The organism is Stenotrophomonas sp. 107298_Sma, assembly GCF_056480345.1.
On record NZ_CM151094.1, the window covers coordinates 1,745,046 to 1,762,861 of the forward strand.

General features: G+C 66.4%; 19 protein-coding genes and 4 tRNA genes. 11 read left to right on the forward strand and 12 right to left on the reverse strand.

The window, feature by feature from the left end; genetic code table 11:
- The first annotated feature begins 61 nt into the window (after window positions 1–61).
- On the forward strand, window positions 62–982 hold the full coding sequence (locus tag ACZK2G_RS08195) for a LysR family transcriptional regulator (protein ID WP_478475174.1): 921 nt from the start codon (window positions 62–64) through the stop codon (window positions 980–982).
- 649 nt (window positions 983–1,631) lie between these two features.
- Here the strand turns inward: ACZK2G_RS08195 and ACZK2G_RS08200 are convergent.
- The 10 genes from ACZK2G_RS08200 to ACZK2G_RS08245 all read right to left on the reverse strand — a co-directional run bounded on the left by ACZK2G_RS08200 (window position 1,632) and on the right by ACZK2G_RS08245 (window position 7,539).
- Window positions 1,632–1,708: transfer RNA gene (locus ACZK2G_RS08200), tRNA-Arg, on the reverse strand.
- Window positions 1,709–1,740: 32 nt separating this feature from the next.
- Window positions 1,741–1,817: transfer RNA gene (locus ACZK2G_RS08205), tRNA-Arg, on the reverse strand.
- A gap of 69 nt (window positions 1,818–1,886) precedes the next feature.
- Window positions 1,887–1,963 (reverse strand) — tRNA-Arg (locus ACZK2G_RS08210).
- Window positions 1,954–2,880, reverse strand: coding sequence for an alpha/beta hydrolase family protein (locus ACZK2G_RS08215; protein ID WP_478475176.1), 927 nt, complete (start codon window positions 2,878–2,880; stop codon window positions 1,954–1,956). The genes ACZK2G_RS08210 and ACZK2G_RS08215 overlap by 10 nt, the downstream gene beginning before the upstream one ends.
- Window positions 2,877–3,686 (reverse strand): bifunctional hydroxymethylpyrimidine kinase/phosphomethylpyrimidine kinase, encoded by an 810-nt coding sequence (thiD, locus tag ACZK2G_RS08220; protein WP_136638832.1) that lies wholly within the window; start codon window positions 3,684–3,686, stop codon window positions 2,877–2,879. The genes ACZK2G_RS08215 and thiD overlap by 4 nt, the downstream gene beginning before the upstream one ends.
- Before the next feature lie 64 nt (window positions 3,687–3,750).
- Window positions 3,751–4,419, reverse strand: coding sequence for a YoaK family protein (locus ACZK2G_RS08225; RefSeq protein ID WP_046986011.1), 669 nt, complete (start codon window positions 4,417–4,419; stop codon window positions 3,751–3,753).
- Between the two features lie 13 nt (window positions 4,420–4,432).
- Window positions 4,433–4,939 (reverse strand): hypothetical protein, encoded by a 507-nt coding sequence (locus ACZK2G_RS08230; RefSeq protein WP_046986012.1) that lies wholly within the window; start codon window positions 4,937–4,939, stop codon window positions 4,433–4,435.
- Window positions 4,936–6,336 (reverse strand): PhoH family protein, encoded by a 1,401-nt coding sequence (locus ACZK2G_RS08235; RefSeq protein ID WP_012510694.1) that lies wholly within the window; start codon window positions 6,334–6,336, stop codon window positions 4,936–4,938. Before ACZK2G_RS08235 ends, ACZK2G_RS08230 begins: the two co-directional genes overlap by 4 nt.
- Window positions 6,337–6,420: 84 nt before the next feature.
- Window positions 6,421–6,900 carry a peroxiredoxin gene (locus ACZK2G_RS08240; protein ID WP_046986013.1) on the reverse strand — a complete coding sequence of 160 codons (480 nt, stop codon included), beginning with the start codon at window positions 6,898–6,900 and terminating at the stop codon, window positions 6,421–6,423.
- A 78-nt stretch (window positions 6,901–6,978) separates the two neighbouring features.
- On the reverse strand, window positions 6,979–7,539 hold the full coding sequence (locus ACZK2G_RS08245; RefSeq protein WP_012510695.1) for a glycine cleavage system transcriptional repressor: 561 nt from the start codon (window positions 7,537–7,539) through the stop codon (window positions 6,979–6,981).
- Window positions 7,540–7,702: 163 nt separating this feature from the next.
- On the opposite strand from ACZK2G_RS08245, the gene dapA reads away from it, so the two are divergent.
- Window positions 7,703–8,596 carry a 4-hydroxy-tetrahydrodipicolinate synthase gene (gene dapA / locus ACZK2G_RS08250; RefSeq protein WP_046986014.1) on the forward strand — a complete coding sequence of 298 codons (894 nt, stop codon included), beginning with the start codon at window positions 7,703–7,705 and terminating at the stop codon, window positions 8,594–8,596.
- Between the two features lie 32 nt (window positions 8,597–8,628).
- Window positions 8,629–9,144 (forward strand): hypothetical protein, encoded by a 516-nt coding sequence (locus tag ACZK2G_RS08255; RefSeq protein WP_046986015.1) that lies wholly within the window; start codon window positions 8,629–8,631, stop codon window positions 9,142–9,144.
- A gap of 187 nt (window positions 9,145–9,331) precedes the next feature.
- On the opposite strand, the gene fdxA is transcribed toward ACZK2G_RS08255, so the two are convergent.
- A complete protein-coding gene (fdxA, locus tag ACZK2G_RS08260) occupies window positions 9,332–9,655 on the reverse strand; it encodes a ferredoxin FdxA (RefSeq protein ID WP_005409054.1) in 324 nt (107 codons plus the stop codon).
- A gap of 191 nt (window positions 9,656–9,846) precedes the next feature.
- On the opposite strand from fdxA, the gene ACZK2G_RS08265 reads away from it, so the two are divergent.
- On the forward strand, window positions 9,847–11,271 hold the full coding sequence (locus ACZK2G_RS08265; RefSeq protein ID WP_136638830.1) for a sugar porter family MFS transporter: 1,425 nt from the start codon (window positions 9,847–9,849) through the stop codon (window positions 11,269–11,271).
- Between the two features lie 308 nt (window positions 11,272–11,579).
- Here the strand turns inward: ACZK2G_RS08265 and ACZK2G_RS08270 are convergent.
- A tRNA-Glu gene (locus tag ACZK2G_RS08270) sits at window positions 11,580–11,654 on the reverse strand.
- A 49-nt stretch (window positions 11,655–11,703) separates the two neighbouring features.
- On the opposite strand from ACZK2G_RS08270, the gene pcnB reads away from it, so the two are divergent.
- The 7 genes from pcnB to pgi all read left to right on the forward strand — a co-directional run bounded on the left by pcnB (window position 11,704) and on the right by pgi (window position 17,806).
- Window positions 11,704–13,083 (forward strand): polynucleotide adenylyltransferase PcnB, encoded by a 1,380-nt coding sequence (gene pcnB, locus ACZK2G_RS08275; RefSeq protein ID WP_046986017.1) that lies wholly within the window; start codon window positions 11,704–11,706, stop codon window positions 13,081–13,083.
- 3 nt (window positions 13,084–13,086) lie between these two features.
- A complete protein-coding gene (gene folK, locus ACZK2G_RS08280; protein ID WP_046986018.1) occupies window positions 13,087–13,572 on the forward strand; it encodes a 2-amino-4-hydroxy-6-hydroxymethyldihydropteridine diphosphokinase in 486 nt (161 codons plus the stop codon).
- Window positions 13,573–13,606: 34 nt separating this feature from the next.
- Window positions 13,607–14,422 carry a 3-methyl-2-oxobutanoate hydroxymethyltransferase gene (gene panB, locus ACZK2G_RS08285; protein WP_004153072.1) on the forward strand — a complete coding sequence of 272 codons (816 nt, stop codon included), beginning with the start codon at window positions 13,607–13,609 and terminating at the stop codon, window positions 14,420–14,422.
- Window positions 14,419–15,258, forward strand: a complete 840-nt coding sequence (panC, locus tag ACZK2G_RS08290) for a pantoate--beta-alanine ligase (protein ID WP_295377992.1) — start codon at window positions 14,419–14,421, stop codon at window positions 15,256–15,258. Before panB ends, panC begins: the two co-directional genes overlap by 4 nt.
- Window positions 15,259–15,329: 71 nt before the next feature.
- Complete coding sequence (locus ACZK2G_RS08295; protein ID WP_136638828.1) at window positions 15,330–15,827, forward strand: hypothetical protein; 498 nt, start codon at window positions 15,330–15,332, stop codon at window positions 15,825–15,827.
- 87 nt (window positions 15,828–15,914) lie between these two features.
- Window positions 15,915–16,295 (forward strand): aspartate 1-decarboxylase, encoded by a 381-nt coding sequence (gene panD / locus ACZK2G_RS08300; protein ID WP_004153087.1) that lies wholly within the window; start codon window positions 15,915–15,917, stop codon window positions 16,293–16,295.
- A complete protein-coding gene (gene pgi, locus ACZK2G_RS08305; protein ID WP_478475182.1) occupies window positions 16,292–17,806 on the forward strand; it encodes a glucose-6-phosphate isomerase in 1,515 nt (504 codons plus the stop codon). Before panD ends, pgi begins: the two co-directional genes overlap by 4 nt.
- Window positions 17,807–17,816 lie beyond the last annotated feature (10 nt).

A 17,816-nucleotide genomic window follows, 5' to 3' on the forward strand; every position in this document is an offset into this window, starting at 1 on the left:
TCCGCTTGCGCCCCGGCTTTGAAAAACGGATAGTTTTGACAGCCATCATCGAAAAATTCGAATGCTCAAGCTCAGCCTCGATGCTCTGCAGATCCTGGATGCCATCGACCGCCGCGGCTCTTTCGCCGGCGCCGGCAAGGCCCTGCACAAAGTACCCTCGACCATCTCCTATACCGTGGCCAAGCTGGAGGAGGATCTGGGTGTGCAGCTGTTCGACCGGGTCGGACCGCGCGCCGAACCGACCGAGGCCGGCCGCGCGCTGCTGGAAGAGGGCAGGCACCTGCTGCGCGCCGCGCGTGAGCTGGAGCTGCGGGTGCGGCGGGTGGCCTCGGGCTGGGAGACCGAGCTGACCCTGGCGGTCGACTCGGTGTTTCCGACCTGGCTGTTGGGGCCGGATATCGCCGCATTCCGTGAGGCCGAGGCGCCGACCCGGCTGCGGCTGATTGGCGAGGCCCTGTCCGGCACCTGGGAAGCCCTGCTGGACCGCCGTGCCGACCTGCTGGTCGGTGCGCCGGGCGAGGGCCCCAGTGGCGGTGGTTACGTGGTCGAGCCGCTGGGCACGGTGGAGTTCGTGTTCGCGGTCGCGCCCGATCATCCCTTGGCGGCGGTGCCGGGCGTGCTCGGTCGCGAGCAGCTGGTCGAGCATTGCGCGATCGCCGTCTCCGATTCGGCGCGGCGGCTGTTGCCACGCACGGTCGGCCTGTTGATGGGGCAGGAAATGCTGACGGTGCCGGACATGGCCAGCAAGCTGAAGCTGCAATGCGAGGGTGTGGGCTTCGGATTCCTGCCCGAGCCGTGCGCGCGCGCGGCAGTAGCGCGCGGCCAGCTGGTGATCCGCGAAGTGGAGGAGCACAAGCCGGAAGAGACGTTCTGGCTGGCCTGGCGTACCGGAGAAGATGGCGCCGCACTGCGCTGGTGGCGAGACCGCCTGCGCAGGCCGGAGCTGCTGTCGCAGTGGTGGCAGTCAATGGCACGGGGTTAGGGGTACGGCAGGGCTGCGCCCTGCACCCGCTACGAGCTGGAGCAACAGCAACAGCAACAGCAGAAGCTGGTTTCCTGTGGGGAGGCGGGGTGGGTCCGGTTGCGGGAGACGCCGTAAACCCCGCTCCGCGGTCCGGCCCAGCCGCTGGCGGCTGTGCGTTCGGGCGCTTGCGAAGCAGTGCTTCGCAAGCAAAGCACCCTCACCCTTGGGGGCTTGGCCGCGGCATCCATGCCGCGGACACTCCCGCAACCGGACCCACCCCGCCTTCGACAGAGTCCCGGTGCTGTTGGTAGGTGTCGACCTTGGTCGACACGGTAGATCCACGCCATGCGTGGATGCTCTTCCATCAATTGTCGAAATATTCGAACTCGATGAAGATTCATCCACGCATGGCGTGGATCCATCAGATCGCGGAAATCTGTCAGAGGTGGGGCGGTGTCGGAGTGCGGGGTGTCCGCGGCATGGATGCCGCGGCCAAGCCCCCATGGACGGGTTCACGGCGTCCCCGCACTCCGACACCGCCGCGCCACCCCACGGAATGTGTGCTGTTGCTGTTGCTCCGGCCGTTGCTTCGGCGGGTGCAGGGCGCAGCCCTGCCGAAAAACACACATAAAAAAACAGCAGGCCGAGGCCTGCTGTTTCGGTGTAATGGTGCGCCCGGAGAGATTCGAACTCCCGACCGCCTGGTTCGTAGCCAGGTACTCTATCCAACTGAGCTACGGGCGCCAATTACATAAACTTGTTGTGCTGACGGTGTATGGTGCGCCCGGAGAGATTCGAACTCCCGACCGCCTGGTTCGTAGCCAGGTACTCTATCCAACTGAGCTACGGGCGCGCGGTACACAATCAACTTACTGCTTAATTTTACTGCATTTTCAGCGGCGGATGCTGAAAACCTGTCGAGTGGTGCGCCCGGAGAGATTCGAACTCCCGACCGCCTGGTTCGTAGCCAGGTACTCTATCCAACTGAGCTACGGGCGCCCTGCGACAGGAGCGGAATTATGCGGATCCCGGCGCGGACCGTCAACAGTTTTGTGAAAATTTTCACCCAACTGAATGAAAAAGCTGTCAGCCACGGCGTCCGGTGCCTTCAGCCAGGCGAAGTGATCGGCACGCGTGCCCAGCTCCTGCGCGGAAAGCACGTGCAGCTGCGCGGCCACATTCGGCAGCTTGGCCAGCAACGTCTGCATCGATCCGGTCGGTGCCAACCAGTCGTGTTCCATCAGCACCGCCTGTGCGCTGCCATGCATGCGTGCCATCTGTGCGTCGAGATCTTCGGCCATGCCCGCGGCGGCGTAGTGATTGTTCAGGCCCACGCGCGCCCAGTCGGCGATCAGCCCACGTGCTTCGGTTCCACCAAAGCCCAGGCGACGGCCATGCAGCACGCCTTGGCGCTGTGCGATCCACGGCAGGAAGCGATAGACCAGCGGCAGCAGCCAGCCGCGTGGCGGCGGGAAGCTGCGCCAGAACGGTGAGCCACTGGCGGCCAGCCACAGCCGATTGAAGTGCTGCGGATGGCGACCGGCGTGCACGCAGGCCAGCTGCCCACCCAGGCTGTGGCCACCGATGATCCAGGGCAGGGCGCCTGCTTCGTAATCCGCTGAGGCCAGTACGCCCTGGCTGCTCGGCAGATCCTGATCGAGTACTTCGCGATAGCCCCAGTCCTGCGTGCGTGACGGACGTAGCGAGCTGCTGCCGTTGCCGCGCCACTCGTGCAGGTACACCGCCACGCCCTTCGCCGCCAGCGCCTGTGCCAGCGGCAGGTAATGGCGTGCGGCCACACCCAGTGCTGGCAGCCACAGCAGGCGCGCGATGGGCTGTGCGGGCACGCAGGCGATCACTTCGTAGCGATGGCCATCAGTGCACTGCACGGCAAGGACGTCCGGTGCGAGGCTCATGCGTGAGGCGCCGCGCCGAAGTGGTCGAGCACCAGCACCTCGCTGCGGCCAGGCGCGTAGCCCTGCTGCAGCCCGCGTGCGACGTAGTCGATGCCGGCTTCGCAGGCGTTGGCCAGGCTCAGGCCGTTGCACAGCTGCGCGGCGATGGCTGAGGCCAGCGTGCAGCCGGTGCCGTGTGCGTCCAGCGGCAGGCGAGCGTGGATGAATTCTTCGCTGCTGACGCCGTCGAAGTAACGGTCGATCACCCGGTTGCCTTCATGCAGGTGCCCGCCCTTGAGCAGTACTGCGCCGGCGCCGAGGCCAAGCAGTGCGGCAGCGGCCTGTTCGGCGTCATCGCCGTTGCTGATCTTCCGGCCTACCAGCAGTTCTGCTTCGGGGGTATTCGGGGTGATCAGCGTGGCTAGCGGAATCAGGCGCTCACGCATCGCCTGCAGCGCGCTGTCTTCAAGCAGGCGAGCACCGCTGGTGGCGACCATCACCGGGTCCAGCACCACATGCGGCGGCCGGTGGCGCTCCAGTGCGTCGGCGACGGCGTTGATCACTTCGGCATTGGCCAGCATGCCGAGTTTCACGGCGTGGATGTCGAAGTCGTCGAAGCAGGCGTCCAGCTGTGCACGCAGGAAGTCGATCGGTGGTACGTGCACGGCAATGACGCCGCGGGTGTTCTGCGCTGTCAGCGCAGCGATCGCCGAGAGGCCGTGCACGCGGTGCGCGGCGAAGGCTTTGAGGTCAGCCTGGATGCCGGCGCCGCCGCCGGAATCGGAGCCGGCGATGGTCAGGGCGGAAACGGGAGTGGTCGGGCTCATCAGGTGATTGTGCCGTGGTCCAGCAGGGGAAGGTAGATCCACGCCATGCGTGGATGCCTTTGATTCAATGCCGCCAGCGCGCCCACTGCTGGTACACCACATAGCCCAGCCCTGTCAGCCCGGTCAGCAGGGCGGGGGCGAGCAGGGCGTCGTACTGCCAGCGCATGAACAGCCAGGCGCCGATGACGCCGCCGGCGAGGAAGCCGCTGATGATCAGGCCGCTGAGGGTCAGTCGGCGCACCTGCAACGGCAACCCGCGCAGCAGGTGGCCGAGGCCGATGCCGAGGTCGGTGAACATGCCGCTGAGGTGGGTGGTGCGCACCACCGCGCCACTGAAGGTGGTAGCCATCGCGTTCTGCAGGCCGCAGGCCATGGCGGCGGCCAGCGCACCCCAGATCTGATGCTGTTCGAACAGCGGGATGGCGACCAGCAGCAGTGCCGATTCCAGTGCCAGCGCCACGCCATAGCGGCGGCCAAGCTGCAGGGCACTGTCCTGGATCAGCAGGCCGCTGAGCATCGCGCCCAGCGCGAACGCGATCAGCAGCCCCCACAGGTGGCCGACCGCACGCCAGTCGCCCTGTGCCAGCGCCATGCCCAACTGGCTGGTGCTGCCGGTCATGTGGCTGACGGCCTGGTGTTCGAACCCCAGGAAGCCAACCACATTGACCATGCCGGCCACGCATGAAAGCGCGACCGCGCCGATCCAGACCCAGGTGGGCAGGCGTATTCCCATCGGCGGGGCCCCCTCAGGGCCCGCCGAAGCCGCCGTTGAACTGCAGCTCGCTGAAGGTGTTGCTGGCGGGATCGAACACGGCGCCCCAGAACTGCGTGCCGCCATCGCAGACGCGGATCGCCTTACGGGCCGGATTGATGCTGCCATCGTCAGGCAGGTGGAAGGCGTTGATGTAGATCAGCCGCTTGCCTGCGCTTTCGATGCCGACGTACTGGCGATCGAAGTCCAGCACCTTGGGAACCTGTGCTTCCAGCGAAGGCAGCTTCGCTTCCAGCTGGTCGATCTGCTGCCGGCTGGGTGCCCAGTAGCCGCTGACCCGCCCGGCCTCGCGGCCGGGGCTGGCGCGCGAGCAGGTGTCGAGCACCTGCGCGGCGATGATCGGGCGGGTGACCACCCAGGACTGGCCGGTACGCTCTGCGGTCGGCACGCTGGCCGGGCCGCGCGTGGTGGTGCAGGCGCCGAGCACGGCTGCGAGGGTGATCGCAGCCGTGGGCAGCAGCAGGCGGGTGCAGCGGTTCACAACACCTCCGAGGCGTAGTCGGCCAGGCGCGAGCGCTCGCCACGACGTAGTGTGATGTGCGCGCTGTGCGGCCAGTTCTTGAAACGGTCGACCGCGTAGGTCAGGCCCGAGGTGGTCTCGGTCAGGTACGGGGTGTCGATCTGCTCGACGTTGCCCAGGCAGACGATCTTGGTGCCGGGGCCGGCACGGGTGATCAGCGTCTTCATCTGCTTCGGGGTGAGGTTCTGCGCCTCGTCCAGGATCAGGTAGCGCGACAGGAAGGTGCGGCCGCGCATGAAGTTCATCGAGCGGATCTTGATGCGGCTGGCGAGCAGGTCGTTGGTGGCCTGGCGGCCCCAGGTGCCGCCTTCCTGGTTGTGCGTGAGCACTTCCAGGTTGTCGGTCAACGCGCCCATCCATGGCGTCATTTTCTCTTCCTCGGTGCCGGGCAGGAAGCCGATGTCTTCGCCGACGCTGACGGTGGCGCGGGTCATGATGATCTCGCGATAGCGCTGCTGGTCCATCGTCTGTGCCAGGCCGGCGGCGAGGGCCAGCAGGGTCTTGCCGGTACCGGCGGTGCCGAGCAGGGTGACGAAGTCGATTTCCGGGTCCATCAGCGCATTGAGCGCGAAGTTCTGTTCGCGGTTGCGCGCGCTGATGCCCCATACGGCGTGACTGCCGTGGCGGAAATCATCGACCAGCGACAGCACCACCTTGCCATCGCCGACCACGCGGCTGACGCGCAGCTCGACTTCGTCTTCGCCGGGCAGGTAGACGTACTGGTTCGGGTACCACTCTTCGCCGTCCTGCGCCTGGATTTCGTAATGGGTACGGCCCTTGTCGCTCCAGCTGCGCAGGTCATCGCCGTGGCGCTTCCAGAAGTCTTCCGGCAGCTCGGTGGCGCCGGTGTAGAGCAGGCTGAAATCATCCAGCGCGCGGTCGTTCTCGTAGTCCTCGGACACGATGCCGGCGATCGCTGCCTTGATCCGCAGGTTGATGTCCTTGGAAACGAACACCACCGGGATCTCAGGTGTCTCTTCCTTCAGGGCCAGGATCGCGCCGAGGATGGCGTTGTCCGGGATCACCTTGCCGAAGCTCTTGCCGGCGTCGAAATGGCTGGTCTGGAAGCGCAGCAGGCCCACGCTCTGCTTGCCGCGCAGCTGCAGGCCCTGCGGCCGCTGCAGCGGAATGCCGTCGGCCAGGTTGTCCAGGCCCGAGGCCTGCACCAGCTCGTTGAGGAAGCGGCTGACCTGGCGCGCATTGCGGCTCGCCTCGGTGGTGCCCTTCTTGCCGTTGTCCAACTCCTCGATCACCTGCATGGGCAGGTAGACGTCGTGCTCCTCGAATTTGAACAGCGCGGTGGGATCGTGCATCAGCACGTTGGTATCCAGCACGTAGATGCGCTTGCCTCGGGTCATCGTCGATTCCTGGTTACGGACAGGGGAAAACCATCACGGCCTGCTGCGGGGCAGGGTGATGGCAGACACAGTAGGCAGTGGGACTCACTTGGACTGGGAGGCCTTCAGTTCGGCGAGAACGGCATCGGCATGGCCGGCGACCTTGACCTTGCGCCAGGACTGCACGATGCGGCTGTCGGGGGAAATCAGGAAGGTGCTGCGCTCGATGCCACGTACCTGCTTGCCGTACATGTTCTTCATCTTGATCACGTCGAAGGCGCTGCACAGCGCTTCGTCGCCATCGCTGACCAGCGGGAACGCGAAGCCCTGCTTGGCACAGAAATTGTCGTGCGACTTCACCGAATCACGCGACACGCCCAGCACGACGGCACCGGCCTTCCTGAACTTCGGTAGCAGCGCGTTGAAGTCGATGCCTTCGGTGGTGCAGCCGGGGGTGCTGTCTTTCGGGTAGAAGTACAGCACCAGCCATTGGCCGGCGTAGTCGCCGAGGGTGGCCTGTTCGCCGCCGGACAGTGCCAGCGGCAGGGAAAGAGTGGTGCTGTCCAGGGTGTCGCCGTTGTTCATGAGGTCCTTCTGTCGAGCCTGGGTTCTTTCCAAGACAATTGCATGAAACGCCACGCGCCTGTGAGAGGCGCGCGAAATTCAGAACTTCATCGGGTCCATGATCGCGTCCAGGTTCAAGTGGTCGCAGAACTCGAGGAAATCGTCGCGCAGCGCGGCGATGTGCATGTTGGCCGGCACGCCGATGGTGACCTGCGCGCTGAACATTTCCGCACCGGTCTGCATGGCGCGGTAACGCGTGCTCTGCAGGCTCTCGATGGTGATGCCCTGGCGGTCGAAGAAGTCGGCCAGCTGGAACAGGATGCCCGGCTTGTCGGCGGCGATCACCTCCACGATGTACGGCAGCAGGTTGGACTGCGCCTGCTTGGCAGCGGTGCGGTACCAGACCAGCTTCAGGCCTTCTTCGCGCTCCAGCCGGGTCAGCATCGCTTCCAGCTTGGCCACCGAATCCCAGGAGCCGGTGGCCAGGGCGGTGACGGACACATCGCGACCGACCGTGGCCAGGCGCGCGTCCACCAGATTGCAGCCGCTGTCGGCAATGCGGCGGGTGACGGACAGCAGGGGGGACTCCGGATGCGTCGTATAGGCGTTGATCAGGAGGTGGTTTTCGCTCGGCGCGGGGCGCGGGGTGGTGTCGGTCAAGGCGATTCCGGGTAATGCATGCGTTAGTCTGAATGCCCGCCAGAGGCGGGGATCCACCGGTGTCCAGCATACTTGCCCGTGGTTTCGCGCCGCAAGTAACATTCAGGTCGCCCCCGGCCTTTCGTGGCGGGCGTTTCCCTTTCCAGCCAAGAGCAGCACGTCCTTGTCCCTTTCCGGCCTCATCACCGCGCTGGCGACCCCGTTCCGGGCCGACGGCGCCCTCGATCCCGACGGTTGGCAGCGCCTGCTGCACCTGCAACTGGAAGGTGGCGTCCATGGCGTTGTCGTAGCTGGCTCGACCGGCGAAGCGGCAACCCTCACCGATGCCGAGTACGACCAGCTGCTGGCCAGCGCGGTCGAGCGTATCGGCGGCCGCATTCCGGTCATGGCCGGTACCGGCCTGTCGGGCACCGCCAAAACCATCGAACAGACCCGCCGCGCCGCCGCGCTCGGTGCCAGCCACGCGCTGGTGGTCACCCCGCCGTATGTGCGGCCGACCCAGGCCGGATTGATCGCGCACTACCGTGCCGTTGCCGACCAGGGCGGGTTGCCGGTCGTGCTGTACAACGTGCCTGGCCGTACTGGTTGCGACATGCAGCCGGAGACCGTGGCCGAGCTGGCCAGCCATCCCAACATCGTCGGCATCAAGGAGGCCGTGGGTGACACCGGCCGGGTGCAGGCGCTGCTGGCGCTGCGCAGCGCGCAGTTCGCCGTGCTCAGTGGCGATGACGGTACTGCCGCGCGTTCGATCCGGGCTGGCATCGATGGCCTGATCTCGGTCGGTTCCAATGTGCTGCCGGGCGCCTACCGCCGGATGTGCGAGCTGGCGGCCGCCCACGACCACGAAGCTACCGAATCATGGGATGCGCGCCTGCAGCCGTTCCATGAGTTCTGTGGCGTCGAGCCGAATCCGATCCCGGTCAAGGCGCTGCTGCGCCGCATCGGCATCGGCCACGACCTGCGCCTGCCGCTGCTGCCGTTGTCGGCAGCGCATCATCGGGCTGCCGATCACCTTGCCGGCGACATCGCCGCCCTCGAAGCCCTTTCCAGCCACTGACCTTCCGTCTTGGTCTGACCCAGGAGATTCACATGCGTCAATCCGTTTCCACTGTCCGCGTGCTGTCCTACGCCCTGCTTGCTGTGGCCGTCGCCGCCGGCACCACTGGTTGCTTCAAGCGTGGCGTCAAGGGCGACTATGCCCTGGCCCCGGAAATGCGTCCGCTGGAAGTGCCGCCGGACCTGAACCTGCCGGCGACCACCGGTGATAACAAGGTGCCGACGCTGGCGTCGGCGACCAAGCCGGCTGCGCCGGTTGCGGCGGCTCCGGCTGTGGGCAACACCGGTTTCACCATTGCCGGTGGCAAGGATGAAGCCTTCGCCAAGGTCGGTACCGCGCTGGAAGGCGTGGAAGGCGTGACCATCGCCAGCCGCGCGCAGCTGCTGGGCTCGTACGATGTAGCCTATGAAGGCAGCAACTTCCTGGTGCGTGTGGTTGCCGTCGACGCCGGCGCGTACATTTCCGCGGTCGACCCGCGTGGCCTGCCGGCCACCGCCGAGGCCCCGGTGAAGCTGATCGCCGCGCTGAAGGCGAAGCTGGCGCAGTAAGCGCGGGTCGGGTGGGGGCGGGCCCAGGTCCGCACCTGCCCGGGTAGAGGCCGACCTTGGTCGGCGCTCCTGTGCCAACCAAGGTTGGCGGCTACCGCATTACCTGCCTTGGTCGGCGACCTCCGCCAGGACCAGGAACGGAAAAGGGCGCCGATGGCGCCCTTTTCCTTGCTGCAACAAGCGCTTCTCAGCGCTCCAGCAGCTTCAGCTTGTCCGGCTTGCCGTCCCATTCGCCGGCGTCGGCAGGCGGGTCCTTGCGCACGGTCAGCACCGGCCATTCTTTGGCCAGCTCGGCATTGAGGGCGACGAAGCCTTCCTGGCCGGCGGGGACATCATCCTCCGGGAAGATCGCATTGACCGGGCACTCCGGTTCGCAGAGGGTGCAGTCGATGCACTCATCCGGGTCGATCACCAGGAAGTTCGGGCCTTCGTGGAAACAATCCACGGGGCACACTTCCACGCAATCGGTGTGTTTGCACTTGATGCAGTTTTCGGTGACGACAAAGGGCATGGGCTGGGGGTGGATCGATTCCTGAACCCGACAATTCTAGAACAGGTTGGCCCCCGGTGTCGGCGCAGGGCGGAAAACGGGCGTCTGGCAGGCCCGGCCGTGGCCGGTTGGCGGCAGGGCAACGCCCATGCGACGCTGTGGCGCAGCCGGTCATCCGTGATGGCCGGTACCCCTTCCCAGCAGGTACGTCCATGTCCCAGATCCAGACCGGATCCGCCTTGCACCGTGGTGAGAACACCGCGTTCATCGTCCTGATCAGCTGCGTGGCCACCCTCGGTGGATTCCTGTTCGGCTTCGACAGTGGTGTCATCAACGGCACGGTCGACGGCCTGCGCCAAGCCTTCAATTCCAGTGAGGCGGCGCTGGGCTTCGAAGTCGCCTCGATGCTGCTGGGCTGCGCGATCGGTGCATTCCTGGCCGGTTGGCTGGGCGACCGCCTGGGCCGTCGCGGCGTACTGATCGTGTCCGCGCTGTTGTTCCTGATATCGGCGCTGGGTGCCGGTGCTGCCCATGCCTCCTGGCTGTTCATAGCCGCTCGCGTACTCGGCGGGTTCGCAGTGGGCGCGGCCAGTGTGATGTCGCCGGCCTACATCGCCGAGGTGGCGTCGGCACGCTATCGCGGTCGCCTGGCCACGGTGCAGCAGATGGCGATCATCTGCGGCCTGTTTGCCGCCTTCCTCAGCAATTACCTGCTGGCCCGTGCCGCCGGGGCCTCCACCGAGCCATTGTGGCTGGGGCATGAGGCCTGGCGCTGGATGTTCTGGATGCAGGCGCTGCCGTCGGGTCTGTTCCTGCTGCTGTTGCTGGTGATCCCGGAGAGCCCGCGTTTCCTGGTGCTGAAGGGCCGGCAGGCGCAGGCAGGGGTGGTGCTGGCACGGTTGTATGGCGATGGTGCGGCGGCGGCCAAGCAGGCCGAGATCGAAGCCAGCCTGGCCCAGGACCAGCACAAGCCGCGCTTCGGCGATCTGCTCGACAAGGCCACCGGCAAACTGCGCCCGATCCTCTGGGTGGGCATCGGCCTGGCGATGTTCCAGCAGCTGGTCGGCATCAACGTGGTGTTCTACTACGGCGCAGTGCTGTGGCAGGCGGTGGGCTTCTCGGAAAGCGACGCGCTGCTGATCAATGTGCTGTCCGGTGGACTGAGCATCGGTGCCTGCCTGCTGACCGTGCTGCTGATCGACCGCATCGGACGCAAGCCGCTGCTGTGGATCGGCTCGGTCGGCATGTCGGGGGCGCTGGTGTTGATGGTGGTCGCCTTCGCCAGCGGCAGTCTGGTCGACGGTCGCCTGCAGCTGTCCGATGGCATGGGCAGGCTGGCCCTGGTTGCGGCCAATGCCTACGTGGTGTTCTTCAACATGTCCTGGGGCCCGGTGATGTGGGTGATGCTGGGCGAAATGTTCCCCAACCAGATCCGCGGCCCGGCGCTGGCGGTGGCGGGTGCGGCGCAATGGACCTCGAACTTCGCCATCACCGTGACCTTCCCGATGCTGCTGGCTGGCATTGGCCTGGCCGGTGCCTACGGCATCTATATGGTCGTGGCGATCCTTTCGATCTTCTTCGTCGTCCGCTACGTGCGCGAGACCAAGGGCAAGGAACTGGAGCAGATGGAAGGCTGACGGCTGGCCTGCCGCCTCTCGACACATTTCGTGTGGCGGACGCAGGTCTGCGGGTCGGGATTGAGTTGGCTGCGGAGGAGCGAGGCTGTTCGTGCCGCCGTCGCGGAAAACTGTAAGGAGGGGGCGGGCCACCCTGGCCTGGACCGTTGGCGCCATGGATGGGCTTTTGCGTGTCCAGGCCAGGGTGGCCCGCCCCCTCAAACGCAGAAGCAGGCAGGCGCCACAGCGACCAAGCACCCGACGCCACAAACCCAGGAAAACAGAAAAGCCCGCACAAGGCGGGCTTTTTCGGTTCCTGCTGCGGCGACTGGTGCTCCCTAGGGGACTCGAACCCCTGTTTTAGCCTTGAGAGGGCCACGTCCTAACCACTAGACGAAGGGAGCAGTGTGTCGCTGCCGATGCAGGAGCGCTAGTATATGCACCTCGATGCCATTGGGCAATCCCGAAACTTCAACCGGAAGCGCCAACATCATTTCCTCTGCTCCATCACCGTTCAGCCTGCGCGTCATCCCGCGCGACCAGCACACGATCTCCCGCAAGGACATCAGCCCGAACGCCCTGCGCGTGCTTTATCGCCTGCGCGATGCCGGCTTCGGCGCCTACCTTGTGGGTGGTGCGGTGCGCGACCTGCTGGTCAATGGCCAACCCAAGGATTTCGACGTGGCCACCGATGCCACGCCCGAGCAGGTCAAGCAGTTGTTCCGCAACTGCCGCCTGATCGGCCGCCGATTCCGCCTGGCCCATGTTGTGTTCGGCCGCGAGATCATCGAAGTGGCCACGTTCCGTGCCAACAGCGATGACGGCAGCGGCGACCGCGAGATGGAAAACGGCATGCTCGTGCGCGACAACGTGTACGGCACCATCGAAGACGACGCCATCCGCCGCGACTTCACCTGCAACGCCCTGTATTACGCCATCGAGGACTTCTCGGTGCGTGACTACACCGGCGGCTTCGAAGACGTGCAGGCGCGCCTGATGAAGCTCATCGGCGATCCGGTGCAGCGCTACCAGGAAGATCCGGTGCGCATGCTGCGTGCGGTGCGCCTGGCGGCCAAGCTCGGCTTCCAGATCGAAGAGGGCACCGCCACGCCGATCCCGCAGCTGGCCAGCCTGCTCAACGAGGCTGCGCCGGCGCGCCTGTTCGAGGAAGTGCTCAAGCTGTTCCTGTCCGGGCACGGTGTGGCCAGCTTCGAAGGCCTGGAGCGTTACGGCCTGCTGGACGTGCTGTTCCCGGAAAGTGCCAAGGCCCTCAAGTCCAACCGCACCGGCGCGCTGCGCCGCATGCTGGTGGAAGGCCTGGCCAATACCGATGCGCGCGTGGCCAATGACGAGCCAGTCTCGCCGGCGTTCCTGTTCGCGCTGCTGCTGTGGCCGGCGTATTGCCGTGCACAGGCGACCCTGCTCAAGCAGGGCGTGGCGCCAGAAGAAGCGCAGCGCCGTGCCGCCGACCGCGTCACCGTGCAGCAGCTGAGCACCATCGCATTGCCTCGCCGCTTCTCGCTGCCGATGCAGGAGATCTGGCTGCTGCAGTCGCGCTTCGGTTCGCGCCAGCGCAAGCGCGTGTTCCGTACCCTGACCCACCCGCGCTTCCGCGCCGCGTTCGACTTCCTGGCCCTGCGCCAGGTGGCCTCCGCCGAGCACGAGGCTGATGTGGCGTTCTGGCGTGAAGCGCAGGCGCAATCCGGGCATGAGCTGGAATCGTCGCTGGATTCGCTGCACCACGAGGGCGTTGACGAAGAGGGTGGGGCACCGCGCAAGCGCCGCCGTCGCCGTCGCCGTCCGGGCGCCCCGGCCGGTGCTGCGGGCGAGTAAGCGATGACCCTTGCCTGGATCGGCCTCGGCGCCAACCTTGGCGACGCGGCTGCCACCGTCCGCGCAGCGATTGCTGCGCTGGACGGCCTGCCTGGCACCCGCGTGGACAGGGCGTCGCGCCTGTACGCCACGCCCGCCTGGGGCAATGAAGATCAGCCGCCGTTCGTCAATGCGGTGGCTGCGGTCGAAACCGATCTGCCGGCCAACGAACTGCTGCAGGCGATGCTGTCGCTGGAGCGGCATTTCGGCCGCGTGCGCGATCCGCAGGTGCACTGGGGGCCGCGTGCGCTGGATCTGGACCTGCTGCTGCATGGCGCGCAGGTGATCGATCAGCCTGGCCTGCAGGTGCCGCATCCCTACATGCATGAGCGCGCCTTCGTATTGGTACCGCTGGCCGAAATCGCGCCGGATCTGGCCATCCCCGGCCACGGCCGCGTGCAGGATGCAGTGATGCGGGTGGATGCCTGCGGGATTGCGCCGATAGGGTGATAATGGCCGGGTTATCTCCCCCGGTTATCAGCACATGAGCACCCACGCAGACAGCAAGCCCTGGACCGTTCCCGCCCTGGCCGAGGCCAAGCGCAATGGCCAGAAGCTGGTCATGTTGACCGCCTACGACGCCGGCTTCGCCCGCACCTTCGATGCCAACGGCGTCGACCTGATCCTGATCGGCGATTCGCTGGGCATGGTCGTGCAGGGTCATGACTCCACCTTGCCGGTGACCGTGGCCGACATGGTCTACCACACCCGCGCCGTGGCCCGCGTGCTGCAGCGTGCGCTGCTGGTGGCCGACCTGCCGTTCGGCGCCGATGCCACCCCGGAGCGCGCGCTGGATGCCTCGCTGCAGCTGCTGCAGGCCGGCGCGGAGATGGTCAAGATCGAAGGTGCCGGCTTCAAGGTCGACATCATCCGCTACCTGGTCGAACGCGAGATTCCGGTCTGCGCGCATCTGGGCCTGACCCCGCAGTCGGTGCTGCGCCTGGGCGGCTTCAAGATCCAGGGCCGTGGCGATGCCGCGCGCCAACTGGTGGAAGATGCCAGGGCCGTGGCCGCTGCAGGTGCCAGCATCATGGTGCTCGAATGCGTGCCGACTCCGGTCGCTGCTGAAGTCACCGCTGCGGTGGACGTGCCGACCATCGGCATCGGTGCCGGCCCGCAGTGCGATGGCCAGGTGCTGGTGCTGCACGATTTCCTCGGCCTGGACAGCGGCCATCGCCGTCCGAAGTTCGTCAAGGACTTCCTGGCTGAAGGCGGTTCGGTGGCCGGTGCCACCCGCGCTTATGCCGACGCCGTGCGCGACGGCAGCTTCCCCGACGAACAGCACGCCTACGCCCAATGATCCAGACCTTCAACGAGCTCGGCGCACTGCGCGGGCAGATCGCCGAGTGGAAGCGCGAAGGCCTGCGCGTTGCGCTGGTGCCGACCATGGGCAACCTGCATGGGGGCCACCACTCGCTGGTGACCCTGGCCCGCCAGTACGCCGACAAGGTGGTGGCAAGCATCTTCGTCAACCCGACCCAGTTCGGCCCCAACGAAGATTTCAGCCGTTACCCGCGCACGCCCGAGGCTGACGTGGCCGGGCTGGAGCAGGCTGGCTGCGATGCGGTGTGGCTGCCCAGTGTCGAGGCGATGTACCCGCTGGGCGTGGACAAGACCACGCGCATGCACGCGCCGGGTGTCAGTGAAGTGCTGGAGGGCGCCAGCCGCCCGGGTCACTTCGATGGCGTCTGTACGGTGGTCGCGCGCCTGTTCCTGCAGGTGCAGCCGGACGTGGCCGTGTTTGGTCGCAAGGACTACCAGCAGCTGGCCGTCATCAAGCAGATGGTGGCCGAGCTGTCGTTCCCGATCCAGATCGTCGGCGCGGACATCGTGCGTGACGACGATGGCCTGGCCAAGAGTTCGCGCAACCAGTATCTGAGCGCCGAACAGCGCCCGGTCGCGACCCGCATCCATCGCACCCTGCTGGGCATGCGCGAGGGCTACGTGGCTGGCCAGTCGCGCGCGCAGATCGAGGCCGAGGCAGCCGCCGCGCTGCAGGCGGATGGTTTCCAGGTCGACTACGCCGTGTTGCGCACGCCGGAACTGGCCGAGCCGACCTTCGATGGCGGCGGCCGTGTCGCGCTGATCGCCGCGCGCCTGGGTACGACCCGGTTGATCGACAACCTGGAATTCTGAGCCGCTAAGCGCAGCATGGAAGGGCGCCCGCAATGGGCGCCTTTCACCTTCCCACGGACGGGAGATCGGAAATGAACACCCCAACCACTGATACCGGCCGCCTTGCCCAGGCCTCGATCCTGGCGGTGCTGGCGGCCGGCATGCTGCCGGCCCAGCTGTTTGGCGGCCTGTTGTTTGCGCTCGAATTCCGGCGCACACCGGTGCCCGCGCTCACCGGCGGTGGGTTGATGTTCGTGCTGGCCGCCTGCAACGCCATCGCCGTGCTGCTGCCGATGGCGCTGATCCTGCAGTCTCAGCAGCGCCTGCGCCGGATCGGGTTCGTCCTGGTCGGGTTTGGGCTGGGGGCGTTGGCCATGGCCACGTGCGCCTGGCCGGGCGCGGATAGCGGCCCGCTGCTGCAGCGCCTGCGCTATGTCGACACCTTCGACGTGATCAGCTACGGCCTGACGGTGCTGGCAGCAGGGGGCTTCGGCGTGGTCGCCGGCCTGGCCTTCCACACGGTGTTCCGCCTGTCGCTGCACGGCACTTCCGGCGCTGTCCCGGCAGTCCCGCCGGGCGAGCGCGCCTGAACGGCCTTCAGCGTCCTGCCGCAGGCCCCTGACGACAGCCAAGCGGGTGCTAGAATCCGCTCTTTCCTTTGCCGTTGCAGCGCCCCCATGCACCTGTCCCTGCTCAAGACCAAGATCCACCGCGCCACCGTCACCCATTCCGAGCTGAACTACGAAGGCTCGATCGCCATCGATGACAACCTGCTGGCTGCCACCGGCATCCGCGAGTTCGAGCAGGTGCACATCTGGGACGTGACCAACGGTGCGCGCTTCTCGACCTATGCCATCCGCGCCGAAGCCGGCAGTGGCGTTGTCTCGCTCAACGGTGGTGCCGCGCGCCACGTGCAGGTCGGTGACATCATCATCATCGCCGCGTTTGCCAGCATGACCGAGCAGGAAGCTGACAGCTTCAAGCCGAAGCTGGTGTACGTTGATGGCAACAACCAGATCTCCCACACCAACGACACGATCCCGACACAGGCCGCATGACAACGAACAACGGATTCGACTCGCTGCATTCCCACGCCCAGCGCCTGAAGGGCGCAAGCATTCCCGGCCTGCTCGCCGCCGAACCCGGCCGTGTACAGGAGCTGGCGCTGCGGGTTGGTCCGTTGTATGTCAATTTCGCCCGGCAGAAGTACGATGCCGCGGCGTTGCAGGCGTTGCTGGCGCTGGCTGCCGAGCGTGATGTCGGCGCTGCCATCACCCGCCTGTTCCGTGGCGAACAGGTCAACCTGACCGAAGGCCGCGCCGCACTGCATACCGCGCTGCGTGGCGATGTGGTCGATGCGCCGGTGGCGGCCGAGGCCTATGCCGCCGCGCGCGACATCCGCCAGCGCATGGGCGTGCTGGTACGTGCGCTGGAAGACAGCGGCGTCACCGATGTGGTCAGCGTTGGTATCGGCGGTTCCGATCTCGGTCCGCGGCTGGTCGCTGATGCGCTGCGTCCGGTCACCGGTGCGCGCCTGCGCGTGCATTTCGTGTCGAACGTGGACGGCGCCGCCATGCAGCGCACACTGGCCACGTTGGATCCGGCGAAGACCGCCGGCATCCTCATCTCAAAGACCTTCGGCACGCAGGAAACCCTGCTCAACGGCCAGATCCTGCACGACTGGCTGGGTGGCAGCGAGCGCCTGTACGCAGTCAGCGCCAATCCGGAACGTGCGGCCAAAGCCTTTGCCATCGCCGCCGATCGCGTGCTGCCGATGTGGGACTGGGTCGGTGGCCGCTATTCGCTGTGGTCGGCGGTTGGTTTCCCGATCGCGCTGGCGATCGGTTTCGAGCGATTCGAACAGCTGCTGGAAGGCGCGGCGCAGATGGATGCGCACGCACTGGATGCACCGCTGGAGCGCAACCTGCCGGTGCTGCACGCCCTGACCGACATCTGGAACCGCAACCTGCTGGGCCATGCCACGCATGCGGTGATGACCTACGACCAGCGCCTGGCGCTGCTGCCGGCCTACCTGCAGCAGCTGGTGATGGAAAGCCTGGGCAAGCGCGTGCAGCGTGACGGCCAGCCGGTCACCACCGATACCGTGCCGGTGTGGTGGGGCGGGGCAGGCACCGACGTGCAGCACAGCTTCTTCCAGGCGCTGCACCAGGGCACCAGCATCGTTCCGGCCGACTTCATCGGCTGCGTGCACAACGATGATCCGTACACGATCAATCACCAGGCACTGCTGGCCAACCTGCTGGCGCAGACCGAGGCGCTGGCCAATGGCCAGGGCAGCGACGATCCGCATCGCGATTACCCGGGCGGCCGCCCAAGCACGCTGATCCTGCTCGACGCGCTGACCCCGCAGGCGCTGGGTGCGCTGATCGCGATGTACGAACACGCGGTGTACGTGCAGTCGGTGATCTGGAACATCAATGCCTTCGACCAGTTCGGTGTCGAGCTGGGCAAACAGCTGGCAAGTGGCCTGCTGCCGGCGCTGCAGGGCGAGGACGTGACGGTTGCCGATCCAATGACCCGCGAGATCCTGGCGCAGCTGAAGGGCTGACGCGGGCGGG